Source organism: Bradyrhizobium sp. Gha (assembly GCF_900113735.1).
GTDB lineage: Bacteria > Pseudomonadota > Alphaproteobacteria > Rhizobiales > Xanthobacteraceae > Bradyrhizobium.
This window is the reverse complement of the sequence record NZ_FOQM01000033.1, coordinates 51548-69070: the sequence shown is the minus strand read 5'-3', so window position 1 is coordinate 69070 and position 17523 is coordinate 51548. Positions and strand designations below refer to the sequence as shown.

The 17523-nt window shown below is 61.3% G+C and carries 16 protein-coding genes and 4 pseudogenes; 11 read left to right on the top strand and 9 right to left on the bottom strand.

Going from position 1 to position 17523, the window contains the following annotated elements:
• Positions 1 to 478: 478 nt before the first annotated feature.
• The 3 genes from BM222_RS43480 to BM222_RS30480 all read left to right on the top strand — a co-directional run bounded on the left by BM222_RS43480 (position 479) and on the right by BM222_RS30480 (position 2174).
• Positions 479 to 709 carry a DUF6894 family protein gene (locus BM222_RS43480; RefSeq protein WP_092236522.1) on the top strand — a complete coding sequence of 77 codons (231 nt, stop codon included), beginning with the start codon at positions 479 to 481 and terminating at the stop codon, positions 707 to 709.
• Between the two features lie 94 nt (positions 710 to 803).
• Complete coding sequence (locus BM222_RS30490; RefSeq protein ID WP_092236594.1) at positions 804 to 1529, top strand: Crp/Fnr family transcriptional regulator; 726 nt, start codon at positions 804 to 806, stop codon at positions 1527 to 1529.
• 429 nt (positions 1530 to 1958) lie between these two features.
• The gene (locus BM222_RS30480; RefSeq protein WP_092236519.1) at positions 1959 to 2174 is read left to right on the top strand and encodes a hypothetical protein; all 216 of its coding nucleotides are present in this window, start codon (positions 1959 to 1961) and stop codon (positions 2172 to 2174) included.
• Positions 2175 to 2318: 144 nt separating this feature from the next.
• On the opposite strand, the pseudogene BM222_RS30475 reads toward BM222_RS30480, so the two are convergent.
• The 6 genes and pseudogenes from BM222_RS30475 to BM222_RS30450 all read right to left on the bottom strand — a co-directional run bounded on the left by BM222_RS30475 (position 2319) and on the right by BM222_RS30450 (position 5546).
• Positions 2319 to 3381: pseudogene (locus BM222_RS30475) on the bottom strand (glycosyltransferase family 4 protein).
• A gap of 131 nt (positions 3382 to 3512) precedes the next feature.
• Positions 3513 to 3722 (bottom strand): hypothetical protein, encoded by a 210-nt coding sequence (locus BM222_RS30470; RefSeq protein ID WP_092236516.1) that lies wholly within the window; start codon positions 3720 to 3722, stop codon positions 3513 to 3515.
• A 110-nt stretch (positions 3723 to 3832) separates the two neighbouring features.
• On the bottom strand, positions 3833 to 4234 hold the full coding sequence (locus tag BM222_RS41465; protein WP_092236513.1) for a hypothetical protein: 402 nt from the start codon (positions 4232 to 4234) through the stop codon (positions 3833 to 3835).
• Positions 4235 to 4247: 13 nt separating this feature from the next.
• Positions 4248 to 4448, bottom strand: coding sequence for a hypothetical protein (locus BM222_RS30460; protein WP_092236510.1), 201 nt, complete (start codon positions 4446 to 4448; stop codon positions 4248 to 4250).
• 238 nt (positions 4449 to 4686) lie between these two features.
• Positions 4687 to 5103, bottom strand: a complete 417-nt coding sequence (locus BM222_RS30455; protein WP_092236506.1) for a hypothetical protein — start codon at positions 5101 to 5103, stop codon at positions 4687 to 4689.
• 98 nt (positions 5104 to 5201) lie between these two features.
• Entirely contained in the window at positions 5202 to 5546 is a 345-nt protein-coding gene (locus BM222_RS30450) for a DUF1236 domain-containing protein (protein ID WP_092236503.1), read from the bottom strand.
• On the opposite strand from BM222_RS30450, the pseudogene BM222_RS42435 reads away from it, so the two are divergent.
• Together BM222_RS42435 and BM222_RS30435 are read left to right on the top strand one after the other, a co-directional pair.
• Positions 5510 to 5716 (top strand): annotated as a pseudogene (locus tag BM222_RS42435) (PilZ domain-containing protein); the annotation flags it as partial. The gene BM222_RS30450 and the pseudogene BM222_RS42435 sit on opposite strands and share 37 nt — an antisense overlap.
• Before the next feature lie 1638 nt (positions 5717 to 7354).
• Positions 7355 to 7657 (top strand): hypothetical protein, encoded by a 303-nt coding sequence (locus BM222_RS30435; RefSeq protein WP_092236498.1) that lies wholly within the window; start codon positions 7355 to 7357, stop codon positions 7655 to 7657.
• A 3-nt stretch (positions 7658 to 7660) separates the two neighbouring features.
• On the opposite strand, the gene BM222_RS30430 is transcribed toward BM222_RS30435, so the two are convergent.
• The gene (locus BM222_RS30430) at positions 7661 to 7879 is read right to left on the bottom strand and encodes a hypothetical protein (RefSeq protein WP_092236495.1); all 219 of its coding nucleotides are present in this window, start codon (positions 7877 to 7879) and stop codon (positions 7661 to 7663) included.
• Positions 7880 to 8533: 654 nt separating this feature from the next.
• On the opposite strand from BM222_RS30430, the pseudogene BM222_RS41460 reads away from it, so the two are divergent.
• A pseudogene (locus BM222_RS41460) lies at positions 8534 to 8975 on the top strand (PHP domain-containing protein); the annotation flags it as partial.
• Positions 8975 to 9097: a hypothetical protein gene (locus BM222_RS42895; protein WP_283810274.1), complete on the top strand. Its 123-nt coding sequence runs from the start codon at positions 8975 to 8977 to the stop codon at positions 9095 to 9097. The pseudogene BM222_RS41460 and the gene BM222_RS42895, both read left to right, overlap by 1 nt.
• Positions 9098 to 9869: 772 nt before the next feature.
• Here BM222_RS42895 and BM222_RS30415 read toward each other — a convergent pair.
• Positions 9870 to 11795, bottom strand: a complete 1926-nt coding sequence (locus BM222_RS30415) for an APC family permease (RefSeq protein ID WP_092236492.1) — start codon at positions 11793 to 11795, stop codon at positions 9870 to 9872.
• A 559-nt stretch (positions 11796 to 12354) separates the two neighbouring features.
• Between BM222_RS30415 and BM222_RS30410 the strand changes: the two genes are divergently transcribed.
• The 4 genes and pseudogenes from BM222_RS30410 (at position 12355) to BM222_RS30395 (ending at position 16616) form a co-directional block, all read left to right on the top strand.
• Entirely contained in the window at positions 12355 to 13629 is a 1275-nt protein-coding gene (locus tag BM222_RS30410; protein WP_092236489.1) for an SDR family oxidoreductase, read from the top strand.
• Entirely contained in the window at positions 13629 to 14108 is a 480-nt protein-coding gene (locus tag BM222_RS30405; protein WP_092236486.1) for a DUF2269 family protein, read from the top strand. The genes BM222_RS30410 and BM222_RS30405 overlap by 1 nt, the downstream gene beginning before the upstream one ends.
• A 172-nt stretch (positions 14109 to 14280) precedes the next feature.
• Positions 14281 to 14786: pseudogene (locus tag BM222_RS43475) on the top strand (inorganic diphosphatase).
• Between the two features lie 207 nt (positions 14787 to 14993).
• Positions 14994 to 16616 (top strand): alpha-amylase family glycosyl hydrolase, encoded by a 1623-nt coding sequence (locus tag BM222_RS30395; protein WP_092236483.1) that lies wholly within the window; start codon positions 14994 to 14996, stop codon positions 16614 to 16616.
• Between the two features lie 226 nt (positions 16617 to 16842).
• Here BM222_RS30395 and BM222_RS30390 read toward each other — a convergent pair whose 3' ends face one another.
• Positions 16843 to 17340 carry a ferritin-like domain-containing protein gene (locus BM222_RS30390; RefSeq protein ID WP_092236480.1) on the bottom strand — a complete coding sequence of 166 codons (498 nt, stop codon included), beginning with the start codon at positions 17338 to 17340 and terminating at the stop codon, positions 16843 to 16845.
• Positions 17341 to 17523: the final 183 nt, after the last annotated feature.

The window sequence follows — 17523 nt, the reverse complement described above, 5'->3', positions numbered from 1 at the left end:
TCGGCGCAGGCGATACTGCACCTGTTTAGCTGCTCCTTTCATCGCTTCGACTTTGGCCACCGAGCAATTCCAGAGACATCCACTCTTGTGCCGTGGCCGCTAGCCCGTCCTGAAGCGCAGCGACGACCCTCAGCGGTTCGCAGCTTGGCTGCTCCCCGCGGGTTCACGTTTGTAAATTACGTGCAGCGCCATCGGCGCAAGAACACGTACTCGCCGTGCGACGGCGTTGTGCAGCTTATGGGAAACGAGCGGCAGACGCGGAGAGGCCAGTCACCTCGTTTGGCTTGGATGGTTCTCGCAGCAGGGCTCCAAATTGACCCAGCAACTCACAGCGGATCTGGCGATCAACTCCGCACTGAAGGAGGCCAGCCGCACGCGATCTTTGATTTGTCGTTCGATGTAAGACCAAGAGGACGATGCTAATCAGCTGTCAGGGCCCTTTTTTGGAACGCCGCCGTGCCAACTTCATTGTTGGCCAATGGCTCGATACTACTTTGATTTCCGTGATGCCGAGGGTGTCGCTCGCGACGAGGTCGGGCAAGACCTCGACGGTATCAATGCCGTCCGAAGAGCCGCGGTCACCGCCGCAGGTGAAGCGGTGCGGGATGCCACGTTGTCTGGCCGAGAGGGCCATATCGTCATCGAAGTGAGAGACGGTAACGGGAGGATTATGACGGTCGAGGCAAGCGTCGCGACAAAGAGCGGCTAACGACGGGTTGAACGCGCCCCCGGATCGTGACTAACTTGCAAGACCGGCCGTCGCTGGCTCGATGGTTCCAGCGGGGCGCCCCAGAATGCACGCCATGCCGCATCGCAAGCTTATCGCACGTCTGCAAGCTTTCTCCGGCCTGGCGGCTGAGGACCGGGCCAGACTCGAAGACATGCCTCATACTCTCAAAGTGCTGGCAGATGGCGATTACGTCGCGCGACAAGGCGACCGACCCCAGAGCTGTGCCATCGTGGTGAGTGGCTTTCTGGCGCGGCAAAGGGTCATCTCTACGCGTAACCAGATATCGGCCTTCTATGTTCCCGGCGACATGCCGGACCTTCACACGCTACATGTGCCTGTACTGGACCATGACCTCTGCAGTATCGGTCCTTCCACTGTGGCGCTGGTTCCGCATCTGTATCTCGGGCAGACCCTTGCCAAATCTGCAACATTGACCGCCGCATTCTGGCGGGAAACGCTGATCCAGAGCGTCATTCATCGCGAATGGATCGATAACCTCGCGGCCCGCCAAGCGCTGCCTCGCCTTGCCCATCTGGTTTGCGAGCTGGCGGCTCGCCTTGACATTGTGGGATTGGTGAAGGACGGCCGTTTTGAGCTTCCTATGTCGCAGGAAGACCTTGCGGATGCATGCGGCCTATCGAACGTACACGTGAACCGGACGATACAAGAACTAAGAAGACGCGAGCTTATCGACTGGAGCGGCCGCATGGTAGAAGTCCTGCAACCCGACCAGCTCGAACGACTCGCGGAGTTCAGCGCCGCTTACCTGCAGCTGTTGAAGACGCCGGTTGCACGATGAAGCGGCTGACGGCCGATCATACCATATGCGCATTCGTCGGGGGGACCGCATCTCCGCTTCTTCGCCTCTCGTGAGGATTTCCGCCTCGTCCAGCATGCCTGCAGCCTCTAGGTTGCGGGAGCAAAACTCGGGGACGGGGATCATACTCGGACGAGCGCACCTGCCCACGCCGGTCAATCTACCTTTCGCGCCCGTCGCCTTTCAGAGCTTAGGTTGAGGCAGAAGTGTCCGCAATTTTTCCCTCAAGGGCTTACCGAGCGCGGGCGCATCCCGGAACTCCTCCTCCAGCGGCGGTCCGCCATAGCCCGTGCTGAGTGCAGCAGCGAGCCAACCTTCGACCGCCCCTCGGTTCCTAATCGGGAAGTGGCAATTCCACCTTCTTCCCCTGTGTCAATTTCCGACACGGACAGAACAGGTGCGCATGGCGCCATGGCAGGCGCGCCAGGAGAACGCCGGGACAACCGGAACGTTCGGGCCGCGAGCACCGCCGAATTCTACATCGTACGCGACGCCACTACCAAGAAGTGCACGGTGGTCGACAGCAAGCCGACGACGACCACGACGGTCGTGGGCGACGGTATCTACAAGACCAAGACGGAGGCCGAATCCGCCGTCAAGACCACCAAGGTCTGCACTGAGCAATAGGACTTCGGACCGGCCGATCCGCCTCGCGCCGGCTGTTGGTTTGCTTCACAAGCATTGAACAAGTAGAGGGTTCGCCATGAAGCGGCTCGTCAGATAACTCTGACGGGCCGTCTCTATTTGACGCGCCGACACCTCCCGAATCCTTCACGTTGGCGATGGCTGCAGATCCGGCTCGCGATCGGCGCCCCCCGCGGCGGCGACCAGCTCCCGGTACAGACCTTCGTATTCTCGCGCCATCCGGAGCGCCGAGAAGCGCTGCTCGAACCGGGCCCGCACCCTCCTTCTGTCCAATCGAGGCAGTTCACTCAATGCCCTCACGGCTTCCTCATCGCTGTCGACGATAAAGCCCGTTACCCCTTCATCGACGACCTCCGGCACCGAACCCGAGCGATAGGCGATGACAGGTGTCCCGCACGCCATCGCCTCGATCATGACTAAGCCGAAAGGCTCCGGCCACTCGATCGGAAACAACAAAGCGGCGGCGCCGGCTAAAAATGGCTGCTTCCTCGCGTCGTCAACTTCGCCGATGAGTTGGACGTTCTCGCCGTCGATATGGGGCTGAAGATGCTTCCTGAAGTATGCGGTCTCGGCACGGGGGATCTTCGCGGCGATGCGCAGCGGCTTTCCGGCCGCACGCGCGATGCGGATGGCCTCTAACGGGCCTTTCTCCGCTGTGAGACGCCCGAGAAAAGCCAGGTAAGAGCCGGGTTCGAAGGCCGGCCGAAGCACGTTCGTGGGCATCCCGTGCAGGATCGTGCCGAGCCAGTTCGCCTCCGGAAGCGGCCGCCGCTGGTGGTCGGAGATCGATACGAGCCCCGCATCCGGAAAGGTCCGCACGACCTCCGACAGCCCGGGAAGATCGAGGCGGCCGTGCATGGTCGTGAGGAACGGCACGCCCAGCCGGCGCAGCAGTGGAAGCGGCAGCCAATCGACGTGGGAGTGGATCACATCGAAGTCGCTCGGCGATCGCTTCGATCAGCAGAGCGCAGGCGGCGTTGGGGTCGACACCTTTTCGCCCGAGCCGCAGCGCGCGGGGCCATACGCCGCGAAGCCTGCCGCGCGTCCGGGAGTCGCCGCTCGCGAATAACGTGACGTCGTGTCCGAGCTCGACCAGTTCGTCGACCAGCCAGGCGATCACCCGCTCGGTGCCGCCGTAAAGCTTCGGAGGGACACTCTCGGCCAGCGGAGCAAGCTGGGCAATCCGCATCGGCTACGCCCCCAACGCACATCGTAAGGCCATCGCGATGACTGCCGACATGAGATACGAAATGGCGAGCAGTGTCCAAGACGGCCTAGTGCTTCCGCGGGCCACGCGTGCGACGAGCATCTTCAGGTCCCTCAGCATTCGTCCGCGGGAAGCCGGTGCAGGTAGGCGAGGCCGAAGCTTGCCAGTTCTTCGGCATCGCCCTCGTGGGCTTCCCATCTCCCTTGCAGGTGGCGCTCGAGCAGGCAACGGCGGCTGTCCTGAGCACCGACGTCAGGATGCCTTGCCCGGTACACCGTCCAGGCCGTCTCGGCCGCCCTTCTCACCGCGACTTCGTCGACCATGCTCACGCTCCGGCGACTGCATCCAGTCGATGCCAACTCAGCGCGATGGTGAAGGTTTCCGGTTTTTCCCAAAGGGTTCGACCCTTGGCGGAGTACGTCGAGGGAGCTTCTCAGGAAGCTTTCGCGCGAGCGCGCTCGCGGGCGGCTCGGCGGCGCTGCAGGCGTTGCGATCGACCAGATGCGAAGACAGGAAGCCGAGGCACAGGCGTCGCAGGCAACCGTTCACCTACGGGTGGGTCGCTCGCCTGATCTGGCTTACCAGGCCGGGCTTCCATGAACTCCAACACACCCCGGCCCTTTTCGGTGATGCGCCAACCGCCATTCAGGCGCTCGACCAACCCTTGCGAGAAAATGTCCAGATCCGGCATGCGCGCCCCCAAGCGCTTGGTCCGCTCGGTCCAGTCGCGTCCGCTCGTCGCAAGGATGGCCATGTCGCGCTTCAGGTCGGCCATGACAGCAAAGCCGTCGGGATAGCTGACCAGGATCTTAAGCACCGTGACCTGGAAGTTCACGCCCCCGCTCCGCCTATCGCCACATCGTTGGCGCGTCGTGGAGAGCCGCGTGGCCGACCCGCTTCAGCGTGTCGGGTGAAGTATCCCCCTTCGTGGCGGCTTCCAAAATTCTGGCGGCCACGTGGCTGCGTGTGCCGGTTTCATCGCGCGAAATGTCTCGGCAGACCTGGTCGAGGACGGCGCGCAAAAGCGCGGTCGTCGCCTGATCGAACATGGGAGGGCCCCTAAAGGAAAACATATCGTAGCGCGACCGAACGGCCGCCGAAGTCAACAGTATTAGGCGCGGTAAAATCCCCTGAAGTCTACAGTTGAACCGCGGCGGCGCAAGCTCCGGCTTCGCCGCGGCGCAGCGCCGCAAACCCTCGGGATCGAGGCAAGGCCGCTACCTTCATTCGGCGGGATGAAGGTGGCGGTCTAGGAGCGCCCGGGCGCGTAAGGCTCGACGATCCGGATCACCACCAGCTGCCCGCGAAGGCGTCCTGCCGATCGAAAGCGAGCCGTGGTTCGGGCGACTTTCTCGGCAATTTCGCCCACCGCTTCCTCTTCGGACGAGCCTCCACGCGTTTGCCCGCGTGCGGTTCGACCTTGACCTCGGAAGGCGCAGGCATTGCGGCGAGCGCCTCTCGCGCTGAAGCCCGGCGCTCTTCTGGAATGGGTTCTGCCGCCGTCACCGCCGGGATGTCGGTGCGCGGACGCATGTCGAACACGATCTTCTCCGGAAGGCTCCTCGCCGAGCGGATCCTAATCGTGGTCCTGTCGAGGTCAGCCTTGTCAGTACGCACGACTGGGGAGGGTAGGTACCGGTCGGCTGCGAAGAGCAGCGCGAGCAGAATCCCGCCCACGAATACGAAGTACCGGACAATCGGCATGGAACCGCCGCTCGCAGATCAAGGAATCGCTTCTCGGCGACTGTCGAGCGCCGGCTTGCGGCGGGGCGCCTCCTCCTGCGCGACCCGCCGCGGCGGACTTAGTCCACCTCTTGGACCACGGTGCGCGTGGACGGATCGACCAGCATCACGCGCTCGCCCGAGTAGACGTAGCGGTACTTGGTGAGCGAGGGGCCCCACTCCGCGGGCACCGCTTCAAGCTCGACATCGCGCGGCACCGGCTGGCCGACGACGATCTTCTCGCGCGTCTCGACCGGACGAATCTTGTGCTCGGTCACGTAGGTATGGATTTTGGTGCGGTATTCCGGCTCGATCTGCACGGCAGCGTGGCCTGCGCCGGTGGTGGTGGTGACCACCGTTGACTGGGCGAACGCCCCCGTCGAGATCCTCTGCAAGCGGTGCCAAGCTTGAGGTCGAGGGCTCAACGGACCCCCTCAAGATACAGGAGTTCTTCCTAGTTCTGTCGTCCACCGGACTGGCATTTCGGCGCTGCGAGCTCGTTTGGGTGGACGGGTCTCACGTCGGAGTTCAATTCGTCACCGCAAAGCCAAAGGCCAAGGCGAACGCGGGGGGACGTCTCGTCGGCTCACCATGAGCGTGGTCGAGCGCCGGGTATGAAAACACCGAAGCCAAGGCAATGGGCCGACCAAGAGCTCTCCGACGATTAGTCAGGCTCGCCCGGGCAGGGAGTTGGCACATCGCGGATAGCCGCGGAACTTGGCCGCCACGCCGGATCGGTGCGGCGAATGGCGCAAACGGTGCCGTGTCGTGATCTCCCAGGGCCATCCCGGCCCAGGAGAGTGCGGGCGATGCTTAGAAACTGAGCCACTTCGAGGCGCGCTACCAGCGCTCAGATTTGAGCACGCTGAAACGCGCCGTAGATACCGACCGGCATAGAGGTTGCAGTTTAGACGGTGCTGAGACTTTCGGTGTCCCAGATCAAGAATAAACGGCCGCCTGGTGTGCAAATTTGAAACCAGCGGCCTCACCACGTGGGAGGCTAACGTTGGCGAACAACACACCGCCGCCGGGCCCTAGGTTTATCGTTCGGAGGGGAAGCGTTGACTGGATGGTCTACGATCGAGAACTCAAGAGGCCAGCGCAGTTGGGAAAAGATGGTCACTTCGGCGAGAGGTTGACCAAGGAAGACGCCGAACGGCTAAAGCAGAAGCTGATGGATGACCTCGTTACGCAGCAGGGAACGCGCTCTGTCGCTCGGCCAACGCGCCGGGGCAAGCGTCGGCCATAATGCAGGGCGTCGAGATGCCGCTTTGGCCACAGGAACCGTAAGCGCGATCAAGAATCTTATTCGCAGCTTTCCTGGCGTGGGGCAGTGCAATGCGATACGTTGCGTACGCTGTCGATTTATCCGGCGTTGCTCGTGCAGTTTACGAGATCGATTGCCGAACGGAATAAGACGCCCAAGCTCGAGCCGAGAAATTCTTACAGACACATCCAGCTGTTGAGCTGTGGGACGGCCCCCGCAGGGTTGCACGGCTCGTGCGTGAGAGTAAGCCCGATGAACCATCGAATTGAGATAGCCACCGTCTCATTAACTTTAGGACACTGTATATTTTTGCACTGTGGAAGCGAATCCCGAGAGGGAGGACATCAACCGGCGTGCCGCATTTATTCTGGTGCGTCGGGCGGTCTCGGTGCGTCTCGGCTCTCCAGCCCCGGAGATGCCCGGGGCCGTTCCTACCCGAAGAGGCCGATTAGGACAGTCAGGATTTGGCGACGCCAAATTCGGAGGTACCGGCGAATAGATCAGCAGGATCGGCAGGCCGGCATCCGCGCTCGCATCGGCGAGCAGATTGAGGCCGTCGCTAAAGCCCTATGCAATGGAACGACGGTAGCAGAGCAGCGCATCCTAAGGGCTCTCGCTGCGCAACTCGCGAGAGAGGATACATCGCCCGAGAAAAGTAAGGCCGCCGGGCTCCTCAAGGAACGCAAGGTGATCTTCCATTACGAAAGCGGAACTTACATCCGCTGATCGGCGGCGAAGATCTTTTGGGAACATAGCGACCCCGACTCTTTGGGCCTGGGGGCTGAAGAAGGGGCCGGGGCCGCCAGTCACCCACTTGGAGGTAGGTCTGGGCACCTTGTCGGAGGCTCAAGGCACTCGCAATAAACAAAGTGAATCGATTCGCAATTGGATCGAAGGCAACCTACCTTGGACTCGGGCAGTCCGGAGTTGCGTATCGTAAATCCCCCTCGATCGTCTCGACCGGGTATGCAATTCGTGCTCGAGGACTTCCGCAGCGGACCTGCGTGGCGGGAGACCGACGAGGACAGCACCGACTTCCGAACCCTGATCAGCGACCTCCTGAGCGGCCAGTACTCCCACCCAATTCGCGTCGTCGCACTCAATCCGCTGGTGGGTTGGTCGCGAGACGCCTCAGAGGACGTGGCCCAGGAGCTGGAGCAGCGCGTCGCCGAGGGATTTGAGGTCACCGAGGCGGTGCGGGAGTTCATCGAGCGCTTCACAGGAAGGCCGATCGGCGTGCAGCTTCTGCTGCCCCTGCGTGATTTCTAAGGGTCATACCTCGCGCCAGAGGTCCGGTTTGCTCTTATCGTTGAGGTGTCGGACGCGAGCCACATGCGGCTGATGCGCATGCTCTTTGGCCCATTTGACCGCAGCCTCTTGCGTCGGAAAGGTCGCGATCGGTTGATTGGAATGGGTCTCGACGACGAAGTCCTCGATTGGTTCGCCCTCTTTCCTTCCCTTGGGACGAGGCTCGATGAATACGACGGACATGGCAAGACCTCCTTGGTTTGTCGGCGAAAGAACGCCCTTTGTTTCCTGCTGTTCCTTTCTTCCGGACTCCCACTCTTTCGATCGTGCATCGAGATGCCGGCCATGCCCAAACCGTTCGAGTTTTGTAGGCCCACGGCCCGGAAAGCTGTTCCCGCCGGCGCTTGCTGGATCCACGAGGTCAAATACGGACGCACTGCGCAAGGCCGCCAAGACCTATGACGAGATGGCTCGGCGAGCTGAGCTGATCCGCACCGTCCAAGACGTCGCAGAATAAGGCCGCTCGGTAGGAACGGCCCTGCCTCCTGTATCATTATGTGCTGATAGATCACTTTGCGAAGGCTGCGGAAGAGGCTTCTGACAAGGTAACTCGGTCTCAGCTCGAACCGCTGGCTAGCAGCTACTCTGTGCTCGCTAGAAGCACCGCCGTCCTAAACCGATCCGACAAGACCGTCGGAGCTTGAGCAGCGCCGGAGAAGTAAGGCCGCCTTAGTTGGCGACCTCTTTCATTTTCAGCCCACGTTTACTTCCCCAGCTGGCCCTCCAGAAGCGACATCGGAAGATTGCTGCTTCTCCGCTGCTGTTGAGTCTGAAGCGGACATCAGTCGGTCAATCCTTAGAGAGGGCTATCTCGCTACTGTTCCTACCGGCACCGAGTCCATTCATTTGCGCGTGTTCAAGCTGGATCGCAAGGCGCAGACGCAGCACCTGCTGCGGGCGATTTCCGATCCTCAGACGACCAACGTGGGCCACACGACCGGGCGGCAGATTCAGCAGCGGCCGGGCTACGAAATCGACGTCGAGAAGGTGCTGCGGGTCTGCGCGAAGCATGACGTCGTCGTCGAGATCAACGCACATCCGTTGCGTCTTGACCTCGATTGCGCTGCACCAGCCGGCGCTTGAGTTCGGCTGCATGCTGAGCATCAATCCATCAATCCGGATGCGCACTCGATCCCAGAGCTCGACCACATGCGTTGGGGCGTCGAGATGGCCCGCAAGGGCGATGTCCCTGCCGACCGGGATCCTGAACCCGATGACGTTGCCGGAAATCACGCGCTACCTCCGCCAGAAGCGGCGCTCGCTCGCCCGAGCTGCCTGATGTCGCACACGCACGACCTCTCGCTGGAGGGACAGGTGATTGCGGTCACCACCGATCGCGGCCACCACTTCAGCAAGCCGCCACGAGATCAGATCGTTCTGCTGGAAGGCCATGGCGTCTAAAGCGACGCCCACGCCGGCCCCTTCGGCGAGCAACGCTATTTCGCCCGTCGCCGACCCCGGCTGCTGCGAGCCGTGCCAGACCCGGGCAAGCAGGCGCGCAGCGGGATTTGGATCGAACGAGGCCGTTTTGGCGCGTCACCCTGTGTCTGGAAATCGAAGTCGCGGCCGTCAGGCGCCTGCAGAACCTACCTCGGTACAGCTCTTTGTAGCCGCGGGTCTGAGGCGGCGGCGGGCGCTGGTCCGCCAGTCCGGCCTGAGCTGCTGCTTTGCAAAGCCCGTGAGTTCATCCGGCGTGTTAGGCCCGTGACTCAGATGGGACTCAAAGATCTGAAACTAGCAAACGGCTTCGTATTCAGTCGGCCTATCCCACGAAAAGGAACGATGGGCCGAGCCGAGACTTGGCTCTGCATGCGTTTTGACGCATGAGGCTCTCGATGGATAGCCTGAGCGGCCCCAGCCCTGGGCCCACGTCCAGGCCTGGGGTCGTTTGACTGCGCAACAGCGCCGCCAAGATCAGCCGCCTCCTGTTACGCTCGCCGGCTGCGAGCGGCCGAGGATGGGGCGCTGCCTGGTACGTTCATCAACTCGTTTGAGGGTGGGTTGGGCATTAAAGCCCATTGAGGTCGAGATTTGGGCGCCCCAGACGTACGGGTCGCAAGTTGGATAAGCTTGAACCAAGTTGGTGCGTCTAAACGGGAAGGTCTTTGGGTCGCCGGCACTTCTGCTTGTTGTGTAGCGACCACGACGCAAATCTCGTTACGGCCAAAGCGCATCACTCCGCGTGATGGTGTTTGGCTTCATGCCGTATGCGAAGCGGCACATTGATCACAGTGATGTCTTCATCCCCCATTCGGAGCAGTCGCGAGCGCAGACGGGCCGCCCGATGCGTATGCAGAATGTGCTGGTACCATCGATCCTTCACCACGTCGGGAATCAGGACTGCAATACGCTTGCCCGGATGTTGGCTTTTCATGTCATTGATCGACTTAATCATCGGAGTCTGCAGGTTTCGATACTGCGATTGCAGAATGACAAGTCGGGGCGGCGACCTTCCTGCTCGGCTCAAAGGCTCTTCCAGTTGAGTTCGCCAGCGCTCCTCCAGTCTCCGCCGCTCTTCTTCCTGATCCGGCCCAGATAACTTTAGGAGATGAATCGCCGTCACGTTCGGCGAGATGCTCATCGCGAACATCAGGGCGTTCTCGCTCAGCTTGGTCCAGCTCTCGAACGCGACCATGGCAATCGGTGCGCTCAACCTGCTTAGCTCAAAGGGCGCCGCAGCACGAAGCTCATCGAAAAGCTGATCGTAATAGCTCCGTATGCCCTTAAGCAGAATGATGACGATCGGAAGCACCAGAATTGTAATCCAGGCCCCTTCCAACAATTTCGCAGCCACTATCACGATTAGAGCTAGGCCCGTCGTGAGCGCTCCCGCCGTGTTCACGGCAAGATGGGTCTTGTTTTTGCTACTTGAATGTCCGTCCGCTAGGGTCCTGCGCCAGTGCCAAACCATTCCGGCTTGTGAGATCGTGAACGTCAGGAAAGCACCGATCGCGAAGAGTGGGATCAACCTGTCGGTGATCCCTCCGAATGCAATCAACAGAATTCCGGACGTCACGGTGAGATAGAGGATCCCAACATCGAAGACCAGACGGCGGCCTGCGATGGCGAATGATTTCGGCAGAAAACCGTCTTCGGCGACAACCCGGCACAGACGAGGGAAATCCACGAAGCTGGTATTGGCCGAAAAGGCCAGCACGCAGAGCAGCGATCCGATCGTCGTATAATAAAGAACGCCTTCCCCCACCACCGCGGCAGAGATCTGGGACAGGACGCTGCGATATCCGTCGTGCTCCTGAGACATCGCGCCGATCCCGTAACTACGGGCGAGAAACGCGATCCCAAGCAACAGCACGCCAAGAATAACGACGATGGCAGTCAGCGTTCGATGCCCGTATTTCACAGTGGGCTCCCGGAAGGCCGTCATGCCGTTGGAGACGGCTTCGACGCCAGTCATGGCGGTGCAGCCGCTGGCGAACGCGCGCAAAAGCAACCACAGCGTCGCCGCTTCCGTGGCCTCCCCCATTGCTGGCGGAGGCACGACGGCCTGTGGATGACCGCCCGACGAGAGCGCTCGATAAATTCCGAGACCAATAACAAAGCCGAAGCTCACAACGAACAGGTAAGTTGGCAGCGCGAACACGCGTCCGGCATCCAAGGTGCCGCGCAGGTTGACCAAGGTGACTATGGCGAGGATGGCCAAACAAAGAGGAAGGATGTACGGATGCAGCGCAGGGGCGGCGGATACCAAGGCGCCCACGCCTGCGGCAATCCCAACCGACACGTTGAGGACATAATCCACCATCAGCGCAGCGGCGGCCAGGAGACTGGCGTTCGTACCGAGATTGTCTCTGGCAACAATGTACGCGCCTCCGTTACAGGGGTACGCGCGGATGGTCTGCCAGTATGAAGCAAAAAGAATTGCCAACAGCGCCACTATCGGCAACATGACCCAACCGATGTAGGATGTCGCACCTGCTCCCAGTGGAATCAGGATCGAGAGCGCGGCTTCGGGTCCGTACGCGGACGAGCCGAGCCCGTCCAGTCCCATCGCTGGCAGCCCTTCGAACGCCCCGATTTTCCGCTCGTTAAACTCGCGATTGGCTAACCGTCTGCCGAGAATAAAGTCGAGTACGCTCACAGAAATATCCAGAAGTAAGAGACGAAACGACGGCCTCTTAAAGACGCTGTCCTTGTTCTTTCGCCAGCCACGCCAGATCGTTCTACGGCCTCCAACGTAGCCTTCGCTATCCTGCTCGCCCGGTCGCGGGCATGTGGAGTTCGCTCCTGGGCGGATGGTCTGCGAACCAATTTGATGCAGCGGTGAACGTTCCTCATGTCGGCGAGACTTGCGGACTGCCCAGCTGGCGGCCTATTCGGAGCAGGAGCTATCGCGATGGTCAGCCGATTGGACCCAGCCCCGCTTCTTGTACGCTCCCTGCCCTGCCAACGGCTGGCTGCTGCTACGACGGGAGGACGTTCGCGCAAGGGCTCGACACCAGCAAAACATTTCCGCCGTGGCGGCGGGCAGGCCTTCGGTCGGGGAGCGTCTCGAAGGCAAGGTGCCAGCCAGCTACCAGGCGCTACTGCAGACCTCCTCAGTTCCACCGCTAGGAACGACCATAATTAGACTCGCTTTAATTGTGGACATCTCGGACCAGCCGTTTTCGGACAGCCGGAGATGAACGAAGGACCAGTCTATGCGCATCCTTCTCATCGGAGGTACGGGACTGATCGGCTCGGCAATCCGGGCCAGGTTGTCAGCCGACGGCCATGAATGCGTACTGGTGTCGCGTCATCCGGCAGTGGTATCCGATACGCGCCACTTTATTGCCGATGTCGCCCGGACCACCGACGCTTCGAAATGGAAGGGACTTCTTGCAGGCGTCGATGCCGTCGTCAACGCGGCGGGTGCCTTGCAGGGCCAGGACATGCAAGCTGTTCATGTCGCCGGGAGCGCGGCGCTTTACGCGGCCTGTGAAAGCGCGGGCATCCGCCGTGTGATCCTATTCTCAGCCATCGGCAGCAATCGCGACGCCCGTAGCGATTTTTCTCGGACCAAGGCGGACGGCGAAGCCGCCCTAATGGCGACGAACCTCGATTGGGTCGTGCTGCGGCCTTCCGTCGTGGTGGGCCGGCCTGCCTATGGTGGCAGCGCGCTGTTGCGAGGGCTGGCATCGCTCCCGGTTCTACCGGTCATGCCGCACACCGCAGCTATTCAACCGGTGCATCTCGACGACGTGGTCGAGACCGTGGTGTTCTTCCTGCGATCAGGTGCTCCCTCCCGCGTCGCGCTTGATCTGGCCGGTCCAGAGCGGATGGCCTTCAGCGAGGCGGTCGCGCTGTTTCGTTCCTGGCTGCGCTGGAGGCCGGCTTACCGCCTGGACCTGCCAGCTTGGGTGGCTTCGGCTGCTTATCGCGCGGGGGACGCTGCGCAGATGCTGGGTTGGGCAACACCCATCAACTCGACCGCGCAAGCAGAAATGCGGCACGGCGCAACCGGCGATGCTGAACCCTGGCGCCGGACCACCGGCTTAAGGCCGCGCGACATCGAAGGCGCGCTCGCACGCGAGCCCGCCTCCGTGCAGGAACGCTGGTTTGCACAGCTATATGTGCTCAAGCCGCTGATTTTCGGCGTCTTCGGCCTCTTCTGGATCGGCACGGGCATCATCTCACTCGGTCCGGGTTGGGAAATTGGAATGTCGTTGCTGCGGGAAGGCAGGCTGCCAGAAAATGTCGCAGCTCTCACAGTCGTCGCCGGCGCGCTCGCCGACATCGCCATTGGCCTTGCAATTCTTTGGCGGCCTCTGAGCCTCTATGGGCTATGGGCAGCACTGATCATCTCGCTCAGCTATGCCGTGATCGGTACGGCGCTGGTGCCGCGGTTGTGGGCCGATCCGCTTGGACCGATGCTGAAGATCTGGCCGGTTATCATGCTCAATCTCGTCGCCATGGCGATCCGAGAGGATCGCTGATGTTCTATTTCCTGGTGAAGATGGTGCACATCATCGGGGCTGCAGTCCTGCTTGGCACGGGTGCCGGCATCGCCTTCTTCATGCTGGTGGCTCATCTTCGCGGCGACCCGCGCGAGATCGCGGGGGTCGGGCGGACGGTGGTGCTGGCCGATTTCCTGTTCACGGCGAGCGCGGTCATCCTGCAGCCGATCACGGGCACATGGCTCGCCTGGTCGAGCGGGTATTCCCTTGTCGACGGCTGGGTTGCGGCGTCCATCGCACTCTATATGGTGACCGGCGCCTTTTGGCTGCCGGTGGTTTGGATGCAAATGCGAATGCGCGACCTCGCCGTTCGCGCGATCGAGACCGACGGCAAACTGCCTGCTGAATATTACAATCTTTTCCGGTGGTGGTTCGCCTTCGGATTCCCGGCCTTCGCAGCCGTGTTGGCTACCTTCTGGCTGATGATCGCCCGCCCAGCTATCCCTTACTGGGACTAACATGACGTTGTTGGGTCGGATCGTCCCCGGCTCTAACAGACGCCGCCCTGCCCTGAGCCCAACGTGCTCCGATTCCGCTGATTGACCACTGCGTCTCTGGGTTCCCACCTGCGTCTTTGCCAAATATGAACCCAGAAGTTGACCGCACGTTCCAGACACCAGGACGTCTGAGATGACCAACTATTTGAAGCTGCCTACTTGGGGACAAAGAGAATATCCTGGCGGTGGTGGAAACTCCTCGTGGGAGTTGCTGCGAATTGGAATTCGATCGCGAGCTGCGGGTGTTTACGCTTTCAAAGGCCTTTATGGCTGGCTTAACCTATCCATACGACTGGGGATTATCCCGTCCACTCTGGCGGATGATGGTGATCCATTGGACGTCTTGGTGATCCACGATGGCGCCACGTATCCGGGACCGTCCTTCGGTGCAGGCCCATTGGCGTTCTCCTTCAGTTGACCGAACGCAAAAAAAAGCGGAACGACCGAGTTGTTGCGGTGCCTGAGCACTCCTTATTTGCTGGTGATTTGCCTGAAGTTCGTAACCTACCCGCGACAGCGACCGAGCAATTGGAAAAGTTCTTCGATACTACGAACGCTCTCAAAAGCAAAAAGCTCGAGTTTCTTGGCTGGTGCGGTCCGGGCCGAGCCATCAAGCTTATAAATCGGTGTCGACTATAGCGCGGGGTTCTAATAGCACCTCAATGGCTCGCTTGTGACGTCGCTAGATCAAGCAGCAGCGGTCGGACTGGGCAGCGCGCGACGGCAACAGACGAAGATACGGCAACACTAGCAACCATTGTCGCTTCATGCGCTTAGAAACGTAGAAGTCCTTTGAAACGTCTCAGGACGGCCGACGAAACTTTAGAGTCGAGGTCAGCAGAGGCAATGACGGCCGAGCGCTATTGCGAACATCCATGGTGGAAGTCCGCCGCCATTTACGAGATCGCGCTGATCTCGTTCCAGGACTCCAATGGTGACGGCAAGGGCGATCTCGCCGGCCTGATCTCGCGCATCGACTATCTGAAATGGCTCGGCATCGGCGCGGTCTGGCTGACGCCGATCTACAAGAGCCCGTTCCGGGATCTCGGCTACGACATCTCGGATTACTGCTCGATCGATCCTGCCTTCGGCAGCCTCGATGAGTTCGACCGCCTGCTCGAGGCGCTGCACGCCGAAGGCATCCGCCTCATCCTCGATCTCGTTCCCAATCACACTGCGATCGATCACGCATGGTTCGTCGAGAGCTCCAGCTCACCAAACAGTGCGAAGGCCGACTGGTACATCTGGGCCGATGCGGCCGAGAGCGGCGGGCCGCCCAGCAACTGGCTGAGCCGTTTCGGCGGCAGCGGCTGGGAATGGTGCGAGGCGCGGCGGCAATACTACTATCACTCGTTCCTGGTCGAACAGCCCGACCTGAACTGGCGCAATCCAGAGGTGCAAAAGGCAATGGCCGACGTGATGCGCTTCTGGCTCGATCGTGGCGTCGACGGCTTCCGCGTAGATGCCAGCGCCGTGCTGATCAAGGACGAGCTCTTGCGCGACAATCCGCCAAACCCGCAGGCCAAGGGCAAACCGCCGCCGCAACGGCAGACACCGGTGTTCACCGACGACCGGAAAGAGACGATGAATTGCATCGAATTCATCCGCGAGGTGATCGATAGCTACCCGGATCGGCTGTTGTGCGGCGAAGTCCAGGGCAAGACCGACCGGATCGGTCATTTCTACGGTGACGGTCGGCCGCGCCTGCATCTGCCGCTCAATTTCGCACTGCTAGACGCGCAATGGCAGGCGCTGTCGCTGCAAGCGGCCATCGATGCCTATCTCAATGCCATCCCCGACAAGGCCTGGCCGGTCTGGCTGATCGGCGGTCACGACAAGCAGCGGATCGCGAGCAAGATCGGCACGGCGCAGATGCGCGTGCTGGCCATGCTGCTGATGACGCTGCCCGGAACGCCATTCCTCTACATGGGTGACGAGATTGGGCGCAAACGCGTGCCCATAGCGCCCGATCGCGTTCGTGACCCCTTCGAGAGGCTGGTACCGGGCTATGGACTTTGCCGCGATCCCGAGCGCGCGCCGATGCGCTGGGATGACAGCGAGAGCGGCGGATTCACCACCGGCGGCCCATGGCTGCCGTTGGAGCGGGGCGAAGCGCCCAACGTGGCCGAGCAGCAGCGGGACGACCGTTCCCTCCTTGCGCTGTTTCGCGCGCTGATCGGGCTGCGGCGCGAGCATGCCTGCCTGCGCGAGGGCGGCTACGCCCCGCTGCGATCGCGGGACGATGTCCTCGCCTTCAAGCGCGTGGCGGGCGCGACCGAGATGCTGGTGGCGCTCAACACCACCTCCGAGCCACGGAAATGGCACTGGCGGGGCCGCGGCCGCGTGCTGATGTCGACTCATCTGGACCGGCCGCGCGAGCCATTGCCAGACGCGGCGATCCTGCTTCGGGGCAATGAAGGCGTAATCGCATTCATCTCTGATGATAACTTCGGAACTCCGAACCTTTGATCGGCTCCTGTATGCCAGCACGCGCAGTTCGCTGCCTATCGCGCCAAATTCTTTGAGACTTATGCAGCGACTGAACTAGACGCTCTCGGGCACCGGCACCTTCAATCATCCCGCGGGGTGGGATGGGATACGACGGGTACGATCTGGGGGCGAAGACTGGTCCGTCGCGCGAGCGACGATATCCGATCCGCGCAAGGTAAACGGGCGATCTCACCAGGGCCGTGATCTATGACGCTTGCCGCTGATGCGTCAGAAACTCCATCGTCACCTTTTCGACGTTTGAGTCGATCCACGCAGCCATACGCTGCTCTTCCTTCAGAGATGCCTCTAGGTCCGCCTTGGCCTCGGTGACACCAGCGGCGCCGCAGAGTGCAATGAGCGACTTGTAGGCCGCTATCTCGAAGTTCTCGAATGCATTGTTGGCGAAGGTGTTCTTGAGGATCTCGTCATTGGTGGCCGAGTGCGCCATCGCCTGCATGTTGGCCATCACGGACTGCGCGGTGTCCTTGAGACTGGACGTGCTCTCGCCGCAGGATTCCAGGCACCGCTCGAGCCGTTTCAGCTGCTCGTTGGTCTCCTGAAGGTGAGCTGCAACCTTCGCCTTGACTTCAGGATACTCATCCAGGCGCTCCGATTGCCGTTCCATCAGTTCGCGCGCCTGGGTCTCCATCGCGTGCGCGTTCCTCAAGCCGACCACGAATATATCGCGAGCCGTTTGTGTCATCTGTTCCTCCGCTGGTTGCTGAAGGCGAGAACATCGGCTGCGGAGCTACGTTCCTAATCGCGCGCGGCCTGCGGCGTCTGTACGCATCCCGGACGCCCCCCCGAATCCTTGTGCCGCAATAGGAACAAACGGGACGACATCGCCGTTCGCGGCCTGATCCACATTCCATAACCAGAGGTCCTC